Annotated in this window: 19 protein-coding genes; 12 read left to right on the top strand and 7 right to left on the bottom strand. The window is 31.4% G+C overall.

The features are described from left to right. Positions 1-13: 13 nt before the first annotated feature. The 6 genes from K337_RS0110180 to K337_RS0110155 all read right to left on the bottom strand — a co-directional run bounded on the left by K337_RS0110180 (position 14) and on the right by K337_RS0110155 (position 4,569). Positions 14-364 carry a rhodanese-like domain-containing protein gene (locus K337_RS0110180; RefSeq protein WP_028856517.1) on the bottom strand — a complete coding sequence of 117 codons (351 nt, stop codon included), beginning with the start codon at positions 362-364 and terminating at the stop codon, positions 14-16. A 66-nt stretch (positions 365-430) separates the two neighbouring features. Beyond that, positions 431-721 (bottom strand): ArsR/SmtB family transcription factor, encoded by a 291-nt coding sequence (locus K337_RS0110175; RefSeq protein ID WP_028856516.1) that lies wholly within the window; start codon positions 719-721, stop codon positions 431-433. Between the two features lie 152 nt (positions 722-873). Then, positions 874-1,650 carry an ABC transporter permease gene (locus K337_RS0110170; protein WP_028856515.1) on the bottom strand — a complete coding sequence of 259 codons (777 nt, stop codon included), beginning with the start codon at positions 1,648-1,650 and terminating at the stop codon, positions 874-876. 4 nt (positions 1,651-1,654) lie between these two features. Continuing rightward, positions 1,655-2,269, bottom strand: a complete 615-nt coding sequence (locus K337_RS0110165; protein ID WP_028856514.1) for an ATP-binding cassette domain-containing protein — start codon at positions 2,267-2,269, stop codon at positions 1,655-1,657. Between the two features lie 12 nt (positions 2,270-2,281). Continuing rightward, entirely contained in the window at positions 2,282-2,584 is a 303-nt protein-coding gene (locus K337_RS0110160; RefSeq protein WP_028856513.1) for a PadR family transcriptional regulator, read from the bottom strand. A gap of 119 nt (positions 2,585-2,703) precedes the next feature. Next, the gene (locus tag K337_RS0110155) at positions 2,704-4,569 is read right to left on the bottom strand and encodes a transglycosylase SLT domain-containing protein (protein ID WP_028856512.1); all 1,866 of its coding nucleotides are present in this window, start codon (positions 4,567-4,569) and stop codon (positions 2,704-2,706) included. Positions 4,570-4,873: 304 nt separating this feature from the next. On the opposite strand from K337_RS0110155, the gene mutL reads away from it, so the two are divergent. From mutL to K337_RS0110100, 11 genes are all read left to right on the top strand, one after another. Continuing rightward, a complete protein-coding gene (mutL, locus tag K337_RS0110150; protein ID WP_028856511.1) occupies positions 4,874-6,799 on the top strand; it encodes a DNA mismatch repair endonuclease MutL in 1,926 nt (641 codons plus the stop codon). Between the two features lie 135 nt (positions 6,800-6,934). Next, the gene (gene rlmH, locus K337_RS0110145; RefSeq protein ID WP_028856510.1) at positions 6,935-7,405 is read left to right on the top strand and encodes a 23S rRNA (pseudouridine(1915)-N(3))-methyltransferase RlmH; all 471 of its coding nucleotides are present in this window, start codon (positions 6,935-6,937) and stop codon (positions 7,403-7,405) included. A 10-nt stretch (positions 7,406-7,415) separates the two neighbouring features. Continuing rightward, positions 7,416-7,805, top strand: coding sequence for a hypothetical protein (locus K337_RS0110140; protein WP_028856509.1), 390 nt, complete (start codon positions 7,416-7,418; stop codon positions 7,803-7,805). Positions 7,806-7,808: 3 nt separating this feature from the next. Continuing rightward, on the top strand, positions 7,809-8,171 hold the full coding sequence (locus K337_RS0110135; RefSeq protein ID WP_028856508.1) for a DUF1934 family protein: 363 nt from the start codon (positions 7,809-7,811) through the stop codon (positions 8,169-8,171). Positions 8,172-8,255: 84 nt separating this feature from the next. Further along, positions 8,256-9,800 (top strand): tetratricopeptide repeat protein, encoded by a 1,545-nt coding sequence (locus K337_RS0110130; protein WP_028856507.1) that lies wholly within the window; start codon positions 8,256-8,258, stop codon positions 9,798-9,800. Next, a complete protein-coding gene (lysS, locus tag K337_RS0110125) occupies positions 9,784-11,277 on the top strand; it encodes a lysine--tRNA ligase (protein WP_028856506.1) in 1,494 nt (497 codons plus the stop codon). Before K337_RS0110130 ends, lysS begins: the two co-directional genes overlap by 17 nt. Before the next feature lie 252 nt (positions 11,278-11,529). Next, on the top strand, positions 11,530-11,955 hold the full coding sequence (locus K337_RS0110120) for an RrF2 family transcriptional regulator (RefSeq protein ID WP_028856505.1): 426 nt from the start codon (positions 11,530-11,532) through the stop codon (positions 11,953-11,955). 17 nt (positions 11,956-11,972) lie between these two features. After that, positions 11,973-12,743: an amino acid ABC transporter substrate-binding protein gene (locus tag K337_RS0110115; protein ID WP_028856504.1), complete on the top strand. Its 771-nt coding sequence runs from the start codon at positions 11,973-11,975 to the stop codon at positions 12,741-12,743. A 120-nt stretch (positions 12,744-12,863) separates the two neighbouring features. Next, on the top strand, positions 12,864-13,529 hold the full coding sequence (locus tag K337_RS0110110) for an amino acid ABC transporter permease (protein WP_028856503.1): 666 nt from the start codon (positions 12,864-12,866) through the stop codon (positions 13,527-13,529). A gap of 25 nt (positions 13,530-13,554) precedes the next feature. Then, positions 13,555-14,283 carry an amino acid ABC transporter ATP-binding protein gene (locus tag K337_RS0110105; RefSeq protein WP_028856502.1) on the top strand — a complete coding sequence of 243 codons (729 nt, stop codon included), beginning with the start codon at positions 13,555-13,557 and terminating at the stop codon, positions 14,281-14,283. A gap of 207 nt (positions 14,284-14,490) precedes the next feature. After that, positions 14,491-15,924, top strand: a complete 1,434-nt coding sequence (locus tag K337_RS0110100) for an alanine/glycine:cation symporter family protein (protein ID WP_028856501.1) — start codon at positions 14,491-14,493, stop codon at positions 15,922-15,924. Positions 15,925-16,011: 87 nt separating this feature from the next. Here K337_RS0110100 and K337_RS0110095 read toward each other — a convergent pair whose 3' ends face one another. Continuing rightward, on the bottom strand, positions 16,012-16,662 hold the full coding sequence (locus tag K337_RS0110095) for an OmpW family outer membrane protein (protein ID WP_028856500.1): 651 nt from the start codon (positions 16,660-16,662) through the stop codon (positions 16,012-16,014). 207 nt (positions 16,663-16,869) lie between these two features. Here K337_RS0110095 and K337_RS0110090 point away from each other — a divergent pair, with 207 nt between their 5' ends. Next, the gene (locus tag K337_RS0110090) at positions 16,870-17,508 is read left to right on the top strand and encodes a Crp/Fnr family transcriptional regulator (protein WP_028856499.1); all 639 of its coding nucleotides are present in this window, start codon (positions 16,870-16,872) and stop codon (positions 17,506-17,508) included. Positions 17,509-17,582: the final 74 nt, after the last annotated feature.

Here is a 17,582-nt window from a genome sequence, read left to right as displayed (position 1 = left end):
ATAATTTCTATCCTCATGTAGAGCAACTATGAAAATAATTAAGGCCACCCTTAAGACTTTTCATAGATTTAAATCCGTTTTTTTCCATAGTAATGCAAGCACCCCTAGCATAATTTCCACGGGTACATACAACTAAATAAGTTTTATTTTTATCCAATTTTTTTATTTCACTTTCAAAGTTTTTATCTTCATAATCTATCATGACAGCATCTTCAACTAAAGAAGGAACTGTGATTATCTCCTTTGGAGTTCGGACATCTAAGACTATTGTGTTGTCACTTTCTAATAATTTCAAAGCTTCGTCTTTTGAGATATCGAATGCTTTACCTTTTTTTCCGAATCTTAAACCTAAGATTTTTAACATAGGTCAATTACCAGTTTTAATTTTTTCTATAATATTCATGACTTACACTCCCTTTATCTATAGTTTTTATTTACAAAAAAGAACTTCGATAATTTTTATTATCTTTTCATTGGAGATGGAATAATAAACTTCTAAGCCTTTTCTCTCACCTTTGATAATTTTTTCAGCCTTTAGTTTAGATAAGTGCTGCGATATTGTAGATTGTGGTGCTTCTAAACAATGTTGCATTTGAGTTACATTGGCTTTTTTTGCTGCAATTAAATTTTTTACTATGCATAATCTTATAGGATGAGATAGAGCTTTTAAGACACTAGCTTTATTTTCAAATAATTCTGGATCATCTTTGTAATATAACAAATTGTACCTCCTATATAAAATTCGTTTATTTGTATATTCAAATAATACGATTTAAATAGCTATATGTCAAGTAGTTATTAAAAAAACACAAAATATATGCTTGATTTCAAGTATATATTTTGTGTCTGAATAGATAATCTTAAGTTTGGTGTTTATCTAAATACATCTCTCTTTAATCTGCTGAATCGATCAAATGCAATTTTATTTATAGCAAAGGTTGTAAATAACAGAGATAAACCTCTGATACAAAAGATTGCAAGCATGATACTTATCTGGTATTTAATAGCTGTAAAGGGAGAGGCTCCGGCTAAGATTTGTCCAGTCATCATCCCTGGCAGAGCTACCAACCCGATGGTAGCCATATTTGCAAGACTAGGCTGAAGAGATGATATGATGGATCTCCTATAAAACTCTCGAAGTGCCTCAAACTTTGTGGCTCCCATAGAAAGAAGGTAAAAATATGAATCTTCTCCGTCTTTTATCTGGGTGAAAAAGTTATTTAAAAATATAATCTGTCCCTGTAATAGATTCCCCAAGAGCATACCGCTGACAGGGATAATATATCTGGATTCGAAAAAATTAATGTCATGTAAAATTATAAACTGGTACAGGGTATAGACTGTAACCCATGACAAGAATATAGACCCAAATAGGGGTAAGATGAACTTCTTATAGTTTAATTTAACTACATCTATTGTAGAGAGAGATGCAACTAAAACCATAATAAGGATATAGATGAAGTTTACAGCCCAGTTATTAAATTTGAAGATGTATTCCAGGTAGACACCTACTAAAAATAGCTGGAGAATCATTCGGCCGATAGAGGTGGCAGCTTTCTTTAAAAGGTTTATTCTAAAAAATCTCAATCCTAAAACTAATATAAAAAGCGGGATCAAAAGGAGTGAAATATTAAAAAAAGATATATTCATAAGATCACCACCCCACTACTTCAAATTCATCATAATCCAGCCACTGATTGTCGTGGGAGGAGACTATAACTGTTTTATCCAAATTTTTTATGATCTTGATAACTTTTATTTTTAAATCGTGATCCAGTCCAGAAGTGACCTCATCTAAGAGGAGGATCTCCCTATCTAAAAGTAAAACTAATATAAGTGCAATTCTCTGTTTTTCTCCTCCGGATAAAAGTGAAGGAGATTTTTTTAATATACTTTTATCCAAATCAAAATTTTCCAGGAGATCATAGAGGGCAGAATTAGACAACTCAATATCCTTGTTTTTCTGAAATGAAAATATAAGCTCTATGTATTTTTCTACACTTTCTTCTGTGAAGAAGATATTTTGACCGATGTAAGCAATTTTTTGACGTAGTATATCTACATTATTCTGTCCTAAAATTTCTCCATCTATAAGAATGTTTCCGCTGTTTACAGGGATATACCCCATAATTACCTTTAGGAGGGTACTTTTCCCAGCGCCAGAAGGCATTTTTAGGAGAATTTTTTTATTTTTCTTAATGTGTAAATTTAAGTTTGTAAAAATTGGTTGTTGTCTTAACATCAAATTTATCTGCTCTAACTTTATCATGAAATTACCTCCCTACATATTTTTGCTCAATTCACGGACTTTTTCTTCCCCTTTCTTTAAAATTATCTTACCCAGATCTGTAGTAGTATAATATTTCCTAATCTTTCCTTCTACTTTCTTTTCCTCTAAGGATAGCAGACCATCTCTGCACATATTTTTCAAAAGGGGATAGATAGTTCCAGAGCTCATATTGTAACCGTGATCTTTTAAATGATCCATAAGCCATACCCCATAGATGGGTTTTTTGCTGCCATGTCTGAGAATGTGTAGTTGGATAAATCCTAAAAATAACTTTCTTAATGTCTTTTCTTCCATAATTCCTCCTAATATCGTTTAACGATATCGAATATCGATATCAAAAGTTTAGCTTAGAAATTTTAATTTGTCAAGGGAAATGAAAGAAAAAAATCTTTCCTGAAAAGGAAAGATTTTTTTTAGTCTTTATAGAGACTTTTATATTTATAATAGTTGGTAATAACTCTCTTTATGAATCTTTGTGAATCTGAATATGGTATCTGCTCCACATCTATATCTCCGTTTTTATCTAATTTCCAATTGGAGATCAGTTTCTCTCCATCATGAAAACCAGCGATGGTCAGGCTGATATTGTCATCGGAATTAGATAAAAGGTATTCTAAATGCCTGACTCCAATACTGATGTTTACTTCGGGGTCTAAAAGTTTTTTAGTGGTTATATCAGGGTCATATAGTTTAGCTGTTTTGAGATCTAACTGCATAAGCCCGAAATAAGTACTTTTAAAAATTAGATTTGAATCAAACTTACTTCCCTCCTTAATAAGACTGAAGATAAGTGATTCCTCTACATCATATTTCTTACTGTATTTTTTTACCAAATCACCATAATATCTGGGATATAGGTAGGGATAAAGGTTTGAATATTTAGAAAACTCTTCCTCAGCAGAGAGGGAAGATTTCATAGCCAGATCATACAGTTTAATTTTTTCTAAATAAGATGTTTTAATAAAAGTTTCAAAAACCTTATCTTTGGAAAAATTAAGGGTATCGGATTCAATAATTAACAGTTGTGGATCACCTAATTCAGCTAACTGGTCTAAGATGCTTAAGGAATCTGTGTAGAAGCGCTTCTTATAATCTAGAGGATATTCCTCCAATACTCTGGTGGTTTTAGTAATGTTGAAAGCCACTTGATAGTAGTAGGAGTTTAGGTTGTGTTTGATTATCCAGTTTAAATAATTTGGATTTTTACTTTCATTGTAGAGCATATTCCTATAATAACCGGCCAAGTTAGAATTTGGATAGGACTGTATATACTTAATTGCAGATTCCTTAAATAGATCCATCTGGGATGAGTTGAAATAAGATCTGGTCAAGAGTTCATGAGCCTTGTCGTTATTTAATTTTTTACTCCATAGGATAGCTTCTTCATAATTTTCTAAAATAAAATAAATTCTTCCAATGGAATAGATAGATCTTTCTAGATATGGAGATTTATCTACTAGTTTATATTTTTCTATAGCCTCCAAGGGTTTATTGGACTTTTTTAAGGCGTTTCCCCAGAAATAATAGTAATCTGAATCTGTATTCCCCGAACTGAATTGATTTTTTATGAGTTCTATCATCAGGTCGTACTGGTTTGCTTCTTCTAAGATATTAAGGGTACCCACAACGATCTCCTTATTGTTAGAGGAAGAATTAATTGAGTTTTTATAAGATTTATAAAATTCTAAAAAGAGTCCCTTTGAATACAGGTAGTGTCCTATCATCTTTAGATCATCGTTTTTTAATTTGTCGATGTTTTTATAGTTGTTTTTGTATTTAATCTCTAATATATAGTTATAATAAGGGTCTTTAGAGGCCAGGATATTAAGTGCTTTTTTTTCAAGTGGTTCTAAATCAGGGTCATAATAATCCTTTATAAGGGTCAGATACTGGTAGTGGGCATTGGTAAAATATCCTAAACGAGAATAGATCTCACCCAGATAAAATCCACGTTTGAATTCAAAATAATTAGATTTTTTAAATTCTAAAAATTTTAAATATTTAGGAGTATAGATAGATGACTCTAAATATTTAAGGGCATTTTTCATTTCCCCAATCTCGTAGTAGTTCATGGCAATATAGTAATCAGGGTAGTGAGAATTAACCAATTTAGAGTCTTTATAGACCTCTACAAAATTTTCAAATTCTATTTTTGCCTGATCAAAATTTCCATTAAGATAATGATTCTTTGCCTGGATAAAGGCTCTATACCCACCTATATTATCTGAGGGGAATAGAGTGGTAAAAATAAATATATATAGTAAGATAATTTTTTTCATGAAAATCTCCTTTTTAATTAATATTTGAATTTTTAAGTTATTATAACTTTTTATTTGATATTTTCTAACCTTTAATTGCTGAATAATATCGCTAAATATATTGAATATCAATTAGAGTATACCATAAAAGTATTCGATTCAGAGTAGGCAATAAAAAGTAGTTCAATTTTTTAGTTTTAAGGGTCAAAAATAGGGTATAATAAGTTAAATAAAAAAATGAAATCATTAAACTAAAAAAGAAATGGTCAGAATTTTATAATTTTGCTATAATATTAAGGCTATTTTTTAGAAGGGGTAATATTATATGAGTAGGATAAGAATACTAGATGAAAGTGTATCTAATATAATCGCAGCAGGAGAAGTAGTTGAGAATCCAGCCAGCATGATAAAGGAGCTGATAGAAAACTCCCTAGATGCAGAAGCAGGATCTATTAGAATAGAGGTAAAAAATAATGGTCGAGATGTAAGGCTAGTTGACACAGGTATGGGAATGGGAAAGGAAGACCTATTTTTATGTGTGGAGAGACATGCTACTAGTAAGATTAAAGATAAAAGGGATATCTTTAATCTTACTAGCTATGGATTCAGAGGTGAAGCATTAGCTTCTATCGGATCTATATCCAAGATGATTATTTCTAGTAAAACCAATGATTCTAAAGTCGGGCATAAGATAAATTTAAATGCCGGTAAGATTACTAAATATGAAGAAATATCTAGAGCAGGAGGAACAGAGATAGTTATTAAAGATCTGTTTTTTAATACTCCAGCAAGACTTAAATTTTTGAGAAAAAAATCTACTGAATATGCACGAATAAGGGAAATTGTTTTAAAGGAAGCTCTATACAACACCGAGGTTTCATTTTCTTTACTTTTAGATGGAAGGGAAGTTGTGAAGACCAGTGGTCGTGGGATAGAAAATACAATTTTAGAATTATTCGGCAGGAATACATTAAAAAATTCAACAAAATTTTCTTTGGGATATTGGGGAAATATGAACCTCCTAAAATCTAATAAAGATTCTATATATACCTATGTAAATGGCAGATATGTCAAATCTAAGACTATTGAAAAAGCAGTTTTAGATGCTTATTATACTAAATTAGTTAAGGGGAGATATCCCTTTACAATAATATTTTTTAATGTTTCACCTGACTTAGTTGATGTCAATGTTCATCCCTCTAAAAAGATCGTTAAATTTGTGGATGAAGATGGCGTATACAAGGAAATATTAGATCAATTAACCGATGCTATCTATAGGGATGACAGGAAGAATTCGATCTCTTTAAAAATTGAGGAGGAAGAGGATAAAAGTCTAGAAGAAAATAACCTTTTGGATTTTGAGGAGTTGGAAAACTTAATAACTCCTACAGTCAATGAAGTCATAAAAACAGAGCAGCCTGTCCTAATAAAAGAGGAAAAATTAGAGAATAAGGTAACTGAGAGAATTGCTAAAGCTAATAGGTACAGTCAGGAATATGAGGCAACTCTTCCTTCAGATATTTCTTCTTTAGAAATAAAGGAGGATAAAATTGAAGGTGAAGATAAGAAAATTGAGAGTAGAGAAGATGAGGTTATTCCACAGAGAGGGAATAAATCCGTTGAGATCGAAAAGATCCTTGCAGCTGAAACACAGGATAGTGAAGACCATAAAGATCTAGAGATAGAAAAAAAGATCAAAACTGATTACAGGGTTTTAGCCCAACTTCACAATATGTATATCCTGGTTGAAACAGAGGAAGAATTAGAGATCTATGATCAACATATTGTCCATGAAAGGATCTTATATGAAAGGTTGAAAGAGAAGCATTATAACAAAAAAATATCTATTCAAAACTTATTAGTTCCTATAAAATTAGAGCTAAATGGTTATGAAACTGAGATTGTAAAAGGAAATTTAGAGTTATTTAGTGAATTTGGATTCGAAGTAGAGGAATTTTGTGACAATGAAATTTTAATCAGAGGAGTCCCTATATTTAACTTTAGAGTCAGTGTAGAAGATACATTTAGACACCTTTTAGAAAATTTAGGTGGCAGTGACCCAAGGGAAAAAGTTATCATATCCATGTCTTGTCGAAATGCTATAAAGGCAGGTGAAAAACTGACTTTAGAGGAGATGGAAACTTTGATATCGGATCTTCATAAGGTCGGGAAATATACTTGTCCCCATGGAAGACCCATAATATTAAAGATGACTTTTGATGAGATGAATAAAAAGTTTAATAGAAAATAATATTTTTTGGAAAAAAAAGAGCTGTTTGACGTCTAAAGAATAGTAGAAAGACAAAAAACAAAAATTAAGATAGGAAAATTCACATTTTTTGTGTAGAATTAATTAGGGACAAGGATCTTGAGTAAGGAGATAAAGATGGTAAATGTAAACATTGTTTGCGTAGGAAAAGTAAAAGAAAAATATATCAATATGGGAATAGATGAATTTACTAAAAGGTTGTCTGCCTATACAAGGTTAAAAGTTATTGAATTAAAGGAAGATGGGAACGATAAAAATAGAAATCAATCTATGGAGAAGGAAGCCAAGCAAATAATAGAGACAATATCTAAAAATAAAGGGTATTCTATTCTAATGGATATTGGTGGGAAAAAGTTTTCATCGGAAGAGATGGCTAAAAAAATAGAACAAATAACAGTCAACGGGAACAGCACAATTAACTTTATTATTGGGGGATCTTACGGGGTTACCAAGGAAGTGAGAAGTGCCGTAGATCTAAGAATGAGTTTTTCAGACCTAACATTTCCTCATCAATTGATGAGACTTATATTGTTTGAGCAAGTTTATCGTTGGTTTAGTATATTAGGAAATAGTAAATATCATAAGTGAGGTGGGAAAAATGTATGCTGTTGGAGAAAATTTTGAATATATGATAGAAGATGAAGAACGTGACATGTCCGTAGTAGGAGATATAATGATGTTCGGAGATGAATATTTAATCGGAGAAGACCTAGATGGAAAAAGGTATGTTTTTATATATAGAGAAGATGAAGAAATAGTGGAATTAGTAGATGAAGAGGATGAAGCATCAGATATATTAGATAACTGGGAAGATGAATATTATGCCGGTGGAACAAATATTGGTGACTGGGATGATGATTCTTATTATGAAAGAGAAGATAAAATAACTACTGGTTCTGAGGAGACAGAAGAGTATTTTGAAGAGGAAGATTATTCTGAAATTGAAGAAGATGTAGATTCATTTATATCCGGCTTAATGGGAGACTAGAAGATGAAATTAAGGATAAGAACAACAGATAGTTTTGGAGAAAAGTATGACGCTACCTTTGATGCGACTAGAGAAGAAAATGAAAAAGGTGTTAAATACACTTATGCTGATGAATATGCAAAGGTAAGAATATTTATCTTAAAGGACAAGATGCAGATAGTAAGAGATGGAGATATAAAGAGTAATAAGCTATTGAAAGAAAATCAAAAGACAAGTTTTTCTTATAGGGCATCATATATGAATAGAAATTTTGAAATTTTTACAAAATCTTTAATCATAGAAGAGAAAAAGATCAGTGCTGAATATTCTATAATTGAAGAAAATGCAGTTGTGAATGAATTGACACTAAAGATAGATGAACTATAATTTATGGTAAAAATATAAAAAATTTGATATAATAGAGCAAGAGATTGCTCTATTTTTATTTAAAATTAACCTTTGGAGGATGAGATGAAAAAATTAATATTATTTATGACCATCTTATTGGGGGTTAATATAGGATCTTATGGTGCTGTGAACAGTTCTAAAGAGGTAGATGAGGTCAATAAAAAAATAATTAAAGAACTATCTTTATTCTATGGAGGATATGAAAAAATATATTCTAGTGGGATAGATAAACAAAATATTAATTTTCTTTTGGGAGAAGTAGAACCTAAGGGAGCTAAGAAGGTTGAATACGACTTTCAGACCATTCCAAATGGGAAGAAAATAGACCTGGCTTTGGATGAGAAAATTGAGCTTAAAAACATATCTGAGATAAAAAAACTAAAAGTAATAGGAAAAACTTATAAAAATTCCCTTGTAGATCTGAAGAAAGAGGGAGAAAATCTGAGTATTACTTTTTCTAGTATAGGGGAATACAAGATATCTTTTACAGAAAAAAATCAGGTAACTAAAGAGATAATTTTTAAGAAAATTTCAAAGTATCAGCCGTTTCCTGAAGATATAGAAAATAATATAGAAGACTCCTACAATGATGGAGATTTTAAATTCTTAAATAAGAATTTATTGCTTTTAGAAACTTTTTTCCCTGATTCAGAGGAGATAGAAAAGGGCCTTTTTTATGCTTTGGAATTAAATGAAAAAAATAAAAACTACCATATGGTGAGAAATATCTCAAAAGTATTGGTAAGTAAATATAAATTAGATGATGAAAAAAAGGCAGAGATAATAAAAATTTATCTAAATGCTTTAAAAGAATTAGGAGAAACAGAGGAATATCTTAAGTTTTTAGAAAAATTATCCACCTATGATAAAAAATATGAACTAGAATACTTAGATGCTTCTATAAATTATAAAAATTATAGTTCAGGAGCTGTTAAATTAGCTGAAACTCAAATTTTAATTGAACCTGTTCCAAAGATATTAGATTATTTAGGAGATTACCATTATCAATTAAAAGATTATAATAAAGCAATTACCTATTATAAAACAAGTGGAAACTTAGAAAAATTAGCTCTTATATATTTGGAAACAGATGATAAGAATAGCTACGAGACCCTAAAATCAGGGGTGAATCCTGAACAATTGGATAAAATTAAGCAAATAGAAATAAAATATTTAGACAGAAAAAAACTTGAAAAATATATTGGAACTGCTGAAAAGTATGTTCAAGAGGGAAGGCTTCAAGAAGCCGAACTTTATTATAAGAGGTCTCTAAAAAAAGATATATCATCTGAATTAAAAAATAATATCTATTATAAATTGGCAGATTTGTATTATAATTTAAATGAGTTAGAATTGGCAGAAAAAAACTTAAAATTTATAGATGTTAAAATTTTAGATGAAGAGTTTTTTGGAGATTACTACTATTTAGGTGGGATGATCTACTATAACTTAGAAAACTATGATGAAAGTTCTAAATATTTCAGAACATTGATCAAAAAATTTCCAAACACTACCCTTAGCAATAGGGGAAGGATATATATATTAAAAATAGAAAAATTAAATAAAAATAAATTAGAGAAAGAGGTAGAGAATGAATCAAACAGTTGAAAACAATGACCACATTGTCTTAGACAAGTGGAACAAGGTAGAAGAGATCAAAGCAATGGGAATCGAACCATTTGGTAGAAAGTACAGCAAGTTAAATATGGTAGAAGATATTATAAATTCAGAGGTTGAATTTGATAAAGATCCTGAAAATTATAATGAAACATTCCAAACTGCAGGAAGAATCATGGCATTCAGACCAGCAGGAAAAAAAGCAGTATTTGGTCATATTGAAGACCAAACTGGAAGAATCCAATTTTATATCAGAAAAGATGTAGTTGGAGATGAAGCATTTGAAGTAATCAGTAAAATTGGAACTGGAGATTTCATCGGAATCAAAGGTGGAGTATTTAAAACAGGAAAGGGAGAATTCACTCTAAGAGCAGTTGAATTTGAATTTTTATCTAAAAATATCAAACCATTACCAGATAAATTCCATGGTTTAACAGATGTAGAAACTAGATATAGACAAAGATATGTAGACCTTATCATGAATAGAGATGTAAAAGAAACATTTATAACTAGAGCAAAAATAGTTAGTTTTATAAGAGCATTCTTAACTAAGAAAGATTTCTTAGAAGTGGAAACTCCTATTATGCATCCAATCGTTGGTGGAGCTTCGGCAAAACCATTCGTAACACACCATAACGCTTTAGATATGGAATTATACTTAAGAATAGCTCCAGAATTATACCTTAAAAGGTTAATTGTTGGTGGATTTGACAAGGTATTTGAAATCAATAGAAGTTTTAGAAATGAAGGAATATCTACTAGACATAACCCTGAATTTACAATGATGGAATTATACCAGGCATATGCTGACTTTGAAGATATAATGGATCTTACAGAAGAGATCATCACAAACACTGCAAAAGAAGTACTTGGAACGACTGACGTTGTATACAATGGTAAGGAAATAAAATTAGAAGGGTTTGCAAGAATACACATGGTTGACATAATCAAAGATGTTACAGGTGTAGACTTCTGGCCTGAGATGAGTGTAGAAGCTGCTAAAGAATTAGCTGAAGCAAATGAAGTACACTTAGCTCCTCATATGGATACAGTAGGACATATCATCAATGAATTCTTCGAGCAAAAATGTGAAGAGACAATAGTACAACCTACATTTGTAATGGGTCATCCAGTAGAGATCTCTCCATTAGCTAAGAGAACAAAAGATGATGGTAGATTTACAGATAGATTTGAGTTATTTATCGATGCAAGAGAATATGGAAACGCATTCTCTGAGTTAAATGATCCAGCTGATCAAAAATCAAGATTTATGGACCAAGTAGCGGAAGCTACAAAAGGTAATGACGAAGCCAATGCAGTAGTAGATGAAGACTACATCAACGCATTAGAATATGGTCTTCCACCAACAGGAGGATTAGGAATTGGTATCGATAGATTAGTAATGTTATTAACAGGATCTGAATCTATTAGAGACGTATTATTATTCCCACACATGAGAAAAAAATAGACTCCTACTTCGATGGTTTTTATAACCTGGGCAGGAATCAAAATTATAAATTATAATATGAAAGGGCATAGAGAGATCTATGTCCTTTTTATTTGAAAAAATATTAATTTCAGAAGAAGGATAAAGGTTGTTTATAAAACTTTACCCGATGAGTAAGAAATAATTGTTGACAGGGTTAGTAACCTATGGTATTATCATTTCACAGATAACTACTTAATTCCTATGTATTAAGTGTATTTTAGGAGGAGGAAGATGACAACAACTAAAAAAAGTAAATATGGATTGAGAGCTTTGGTATATATGGCATGTAATCCAGAAAGAAAATTTAGTGTTAAGGAGATATCTGAAAAAGAAGATATTTCTAAGAGATATTTAGAGCAGATATTTTTAACTTTAAAAAAAGCAGGATTAATAATAAGCAGTAAGGGAGCTCAGGGAGGATATGTTTTAGCCAGGTCTCCAAAGGAAATAAGTGTTGGAGATATTTTAAATATATTGGAGGATACTCAAGATTCACCCTGTTGCAGCAGCTATAATTTAGAAGCTTTAGAATCTGTCTTGGAAAAAGAAGTATGGGAAAAGATAGATGATAAAATAAAAGAATTAACTGAAAATATAAGTTTAGAAAGCTTAAAAGATAAATACAATGACGGCCGTACGGATATTTATTATATATGATTAAATAGGAGGAGATTATGAACAGATTTAAAATTTTATTATTGGGAATATTATTAGGAACTTTATTTATAGCATGTGGAAAGGAAGAGTCTAAAAAAGAGGTTATAAGAGTAGGAACTTCTGGTGGATACTATCCATTCACTTATACAGAAAATGATGAACTTAAAGGTTTTGATATAGATGTCTGGAATGAAATAGGAAAAAGATTAGGAAAAGATATCGAGTTTAAACAGGCTAAATTTAGTGGCTTATTTGGGATGTTAGATACGGGAAAGATAGATACAATATCTAATCAAATTACCATTACAGATAAAAGACTGGAAAAATATAATTTCTCAGTTCCGTATGTTTATTCTGGAGCTCAGTTCTTTGTGGCTAAAGGAAATCCAAAAGGAATAATGGGAATAGAGGATCTGGCAGGTAGAAGAGTTGCCACTGAAGTAGGAACAAATTATGAAGAAATAGTCAGAGAACTATCTAAAAAAATAGATTTTGAAACTGTGGTTTATAATTCAGGAAGTTTAGTTAAAGATGTAGAGCTAGGAAGAGTGGATACGTTTATGATGGATAAGGTATCTATCATAGAGTTGATCAAAAAAAATGATCTTCAAATTGAACTACTAGATAAACCGGCTAAATATATAGCCAATGCTTTTCCTTTTGTAAAGAAAGAAAAAAATGAAATTATGATGAAAGAGATCAATGAAACTTTAGATGAGATGAGAGCAGACGGAACTCTTGTAGAGATCTCTAATAAGTATTTTGGGATGGATATAACTTCAAATTAATTTTGAGTTAATTTATATCTAATTACATAATTAATAGGCATTTTAATTCTGAAGAGAGAAAACTTTTTCAAAGTTAAAATGCCTATTTTTTTAAAAAATAAAATTAAAGAGAGGGAAAAAATGGATTTTAAAATAGAAGCAATGATAGGGTTGTTCCCAATTTTATTTAAAGCTTTGGGACTGACATTAAAAATAACATTTATATCAACAATTATATCGGTTTTACTGGGGATACTAGTAGCAGTTATCAGATTTTTTAAAGTGAAAGTTTTATATGAGATAACGGGATTATTTGTATCTTTCTTCAGGGGAACTCCATTATTGGTACAATTATTTTTAATCTACTATGGATTGCCTCAGGTATTTCCTATATTTATAAATATGAGTGCATTTACAGCTACTGTACTGGGACTTAGTCTGCATTTTTCTGCTTATATGGCTGAAACTATAAGGGGAGCCCTGTCATCGGTAGATAAAGGACAGTTAGAGGCTGGTTACTCCGTTGGGATGAATACTATTCAAGTGATGGTAAGGATAGTTATACCTCAGGGAATAAGAGTTGCAATTCCTTCAATTGTAAATATCTCTATAGATCTATTGAAATCTTCATCTTTAGCATTTACCCTGGGGTTAGCCGATATCATGGCAAAGACACAACTGGAAGCAGCCAGTTCATATAGGTTCTTAGAGAGTTATCTAGCTGTGGCTTTGGTTTATTGGGCATTGGTAATTTTACTTGAAAGGGTTCAAAAAATACTAGAAATCAGATTAAATAGAGGTTATTAGGAGGGGAACTGTGAATAGAAATAATATATTAGAGGTAAAAGGATTACATAAAAATTTTGGAGAATTAGAAGTTTTGAAAGGAATAGATTTTTCTCTGAAAAAAGGAGAGATTGTATCTATTATTGGGCCCTCTGGAAGTGGAAAATCAACTTTTTTAAGGTGTTTAAATTATTTGGAAGAGCCTACAAAGGGGTCTATAACAATAGATAGTTTAAAGCAGGAAGCGAGCAATCATAAGAAGAAAGATATAGTATCTTTTAGACAGAAGACATCTATGGTATTTCAAAACTATAATCTATTTAAGAATAAAACAGCACTAGAAAACATAACAGAAGCTCTTATAATAGTAAAAAAAATAGATAAAAGATCAGCTGATAAAAAAGGCAGAGAGATAATAAAAAAAATAGGATTAGAGGGGAAAGAAGGGTTTTACCCCAGTGAACTCAGTGGAGGACAGCAGCAAAGGATAGGAATAGGAAGGGCTATGGCTCTTGAAAATAAATTGATATTGCTGGATGAACCTACATCAGCTTTAGATCCAGAATTAGTAGGAGAGGTTTTAGATCTCATAAGACTATTAGTTTCTGAGCATATAAGTATGATAATAGTAACCCATGAAATGAAGTTTGCCAGAGAGGTATCTGACAGGGTTATCTTTATGGAAGACGGAATAATTGTAGATGAGGGAACCTCTGATGAAATTTTAGTATCTCCTAAAAATAAAAGGATAGAGTCATTTTTGGGGAAAGTATAATATTGTTATCTAAATGAGAGTAATTTTTTCGGATTACTCTTTTTTATTGTGTACATTATAGCTTATAAAGTTATAAAAAAAAGCGATTAATAGTTTTTTCCTATGAATAACCAATGAAATTCATATATGGTATATATTGACAAAGAATAATATATATACTATACTGATGGAATAAATAAATAATAAAGCATCAGGGAGGAATAAAGTATGGTAGATTTTTTAAATAACATTTTATGGTCATATGTATTGATAGTAGGTTTAATAGGTGTAGGGATATATTTCTCTGTAAAAACAAAGTTTGCTCAGTTTAGAATGTTAAAGGAGATGGTAAGACTTTTAACTGAAGGAGCAGCAGATGGAGTAAAGGGAAATAAAGAGGAAAAAGGGATATCGTCATTTCAGGCTTTTTGTATAAGTACAGCTTCTAGAGTAGGAACTGGAAATATGGCAGGGGTTGCGCTGGCTATCGCAGCAGGTGGACCAGGAGCAGTATTCTGGATGTGGATGTTAGCACTTATTGGTTCTGCATCAGCTTTTGTAGAATCTACTTTGGCACAACTATATAAGGTAAAGGATGGAGACGCATTTAGAGGCGGACCTGCATATTATATGGAGAAGGCTTTAAAAAATAGAACATTAGGAATAGCATTTTCGATCTTAATCACAGTATGTTTTGGACTGATATTCAACTCGGTTCAATCAAACACAATAGCTATGGCATTTAATGGGTCATTTGGAATAAGTAAAACTGTAGTTGCAGTTGTATTAGCAGTATTAACAGCTGTTATAATATTTGGTGGAGTAAAAAGAATAGCAAGTTTCGTAGAAAAAGTAGTTCCTGTAATGGCAGTATGTTATGTTGTTGTTGCAACGGTGGTTATAGTAATGAATATTACACATATACCAGCAGTATTTGGAATGATTATTGATGGTGCATTTAACTTTAAATCGGCAGCAGGAGGAGCACTGGGTGCGGCTCTTATGCAGGGTATTAAAAGAGGATTATTTTCCAATGAAGCAGGAATGGGTAGTGCTCCTAATGCAGCAGCTACGGCTACAGTAAGTCATCCGGTAAAGCAAGGGCTTATCCAAGCATTGGGAGTATTTACAGATACAATATTAATCTGTAGTGCAACAGCATTTATAATCTTATTATCAGGATACCAATCACTTAGTGGAGACGGGATCCAAATGACTCAGTCAGCACTTAGTATGCACTTAGGAAACTTCGGTGGAATATTTATAGCTGTATGTATCTTCTTATTCGCATTCTCTTCAGTAATCGGAAACTATTATTATGGGGAAGCAAATATTGAATTTATGACTGAAAATAAATTATGGTTACAAGGGTATAGAGCAGCAGTTGTTATGATGGTGTTATTAGGAGGAATTGCAGGATTAAAAGTAGTATGGGGATTAGCGGATCTATTCATGGGATTCATGGCTTTATTAAACCTGTATGCGATCTTAAAGTTAGGTCCTATTGCATTCAGATTATTAGCTGATTACTCAGATCAAAGAAAACAAGGATTGGATCCAGTTTTAAAAGCTGAAACAGTGGCAGACTTAGATGGTGTAGAGTGCTGGACTGGTTCTGAAACAGCTACACAAAAAGCAGGACAAAAATTAAAGACTATATAATAATATGAAATACCTCCCGATAATGGGAGGTATTTTTTTCTAAAGAATAAAAAAACTCCTTCATTGAAGGAGTTTTTTAAATAAATTTTATAGATCGAATCTATAACCAGCTGAAAGCACAACTCTTCCATAGTCGTTATCTTCTTTTCCGTCAAGTTCTTTAACTTCAGTTTCTGCTTTAGTTACAGCATACATTAGATCTACAGTAAAATTCTTATACTCTACTCCTCCACCTAAAGCCCAGTAAAGACCATTTTCTACATCTGCATTCATTTTATAATTCTGACCAGTGTTTGTTCCTGTTCCTTTTGCTTCTAAATCAGATCCATCAAAGTTAAACGAATACCCTAAGTTAGCTTTTAAATATGGCTTGATATCTGAATCTAAATTAAAATTATATTTTGCAGTTAGATAGATGGGTAAAGATTTATATTCTGCCCCAGAAACTTCTCCTTCATTTCCAACTTCAGAAATTCCTTGTTTTTTTCTGTCTGCATGGAATTGATATGCCAGACCTAAACCCAGATCAAAATTATCAGTTATACTTTTATAACCTTCCAATGCTAGCTCTCCACCGAATCCATCTGTTTCATCATTTAAGAAATCCATTCCTTCTTCCTTATACCCAGTATATGAAGCTCCTAAATCTCCACCAAATCTTGCGTTTAAATATGTGTCTCCCTGTGCAGCAAATGATACTGCTGATAATGCTGCTAATCCTAATAATACTTTTTTCATGTTTTTTTTCTCCTTAAATGTCTATATTTATAATATCGTCCAATAACTTTACTTACTTAGTTGTCTAAATTTTTTAAATCTTTCTTGCTTTTTCATGAGATAAATAATAACATTTAATAGAAACAAAAGTGTCCAATTGGTGGACATTTTTTAGATTTTTTTAGTTTATTTAATTAAAAAATTAAACAACAAGTTGGGGGTCAATAAATGGAAGGTAAATTTGGGGTTTTAGAAAAAATAATGTCTAAAGATTTAGTTAAGAATCTAAGGATCAAAGAATACCATAGGGGAGAATTTCTACTGACCATAGATGAACATAAAATTGTATATATTCTTGAGGGGACAGTATATGCTGTAAGATATCATGGGGAGAAAAAAATAATTAATCCATATTTTTTTAATAAGAATCAATTTATAGGTGTAAATATGTATCTGCAAAAAGATATAAGAGATTGGGAGATGGTGGCAGCATCTAAAACCGTAAGAGCAGTGGTACTAGATGAGAAACTCCTGGAAGGACATCTGTTAAATGATGCTAAGATCCTTAGGTTTATTTTAGAAAGAGGTGCGGGGGCCATAAGAAGAGGGATGAGAGGGTTCTTTATTCGTTCTCATGGAGGAGCCAAGGTATTCTTTGCATTTTTACTTATAAGTAATTCCGTGAACGGAAAGATGTATTTTTTGAAGTATGGTGATATTGCTGATGTTCTTAATGTAGGGAAGAGTATGCTCTATAAATTAACCGGTGAATTAACAGAGGAAGGGTGTATAAAAAAAGAAAAAAATTATATAACGATATTGGATGAGGAAAAACTTATGAAATATTATGAGGAGTATCAGTATTAGGGTAAAAAATTATATAGATTAAAAGTGAGGAGTAAAGATCCAAGAACCATTGCTTCTCACTTTATAAAAGTTTT

The sequence above is a fragment of the Psychrilyobacter atlanticus DSM 19335 genome (assembly GCF_000426625.1).
In the GTDB taxonomy this organism is placed as follows: domain Bacteria; phylum Fusobacteriota; class Fusobacteriia; order Fusobacteriales; family Fusobacteriaceae; genus Psychrilyobacter; species Psychrilyobacter atlanticus.
The sequence above is the reverse complement of the archived record's forward strand: the minus strand, read 5'-3'. Positions and strand labels throughout refer to the sequence as shown.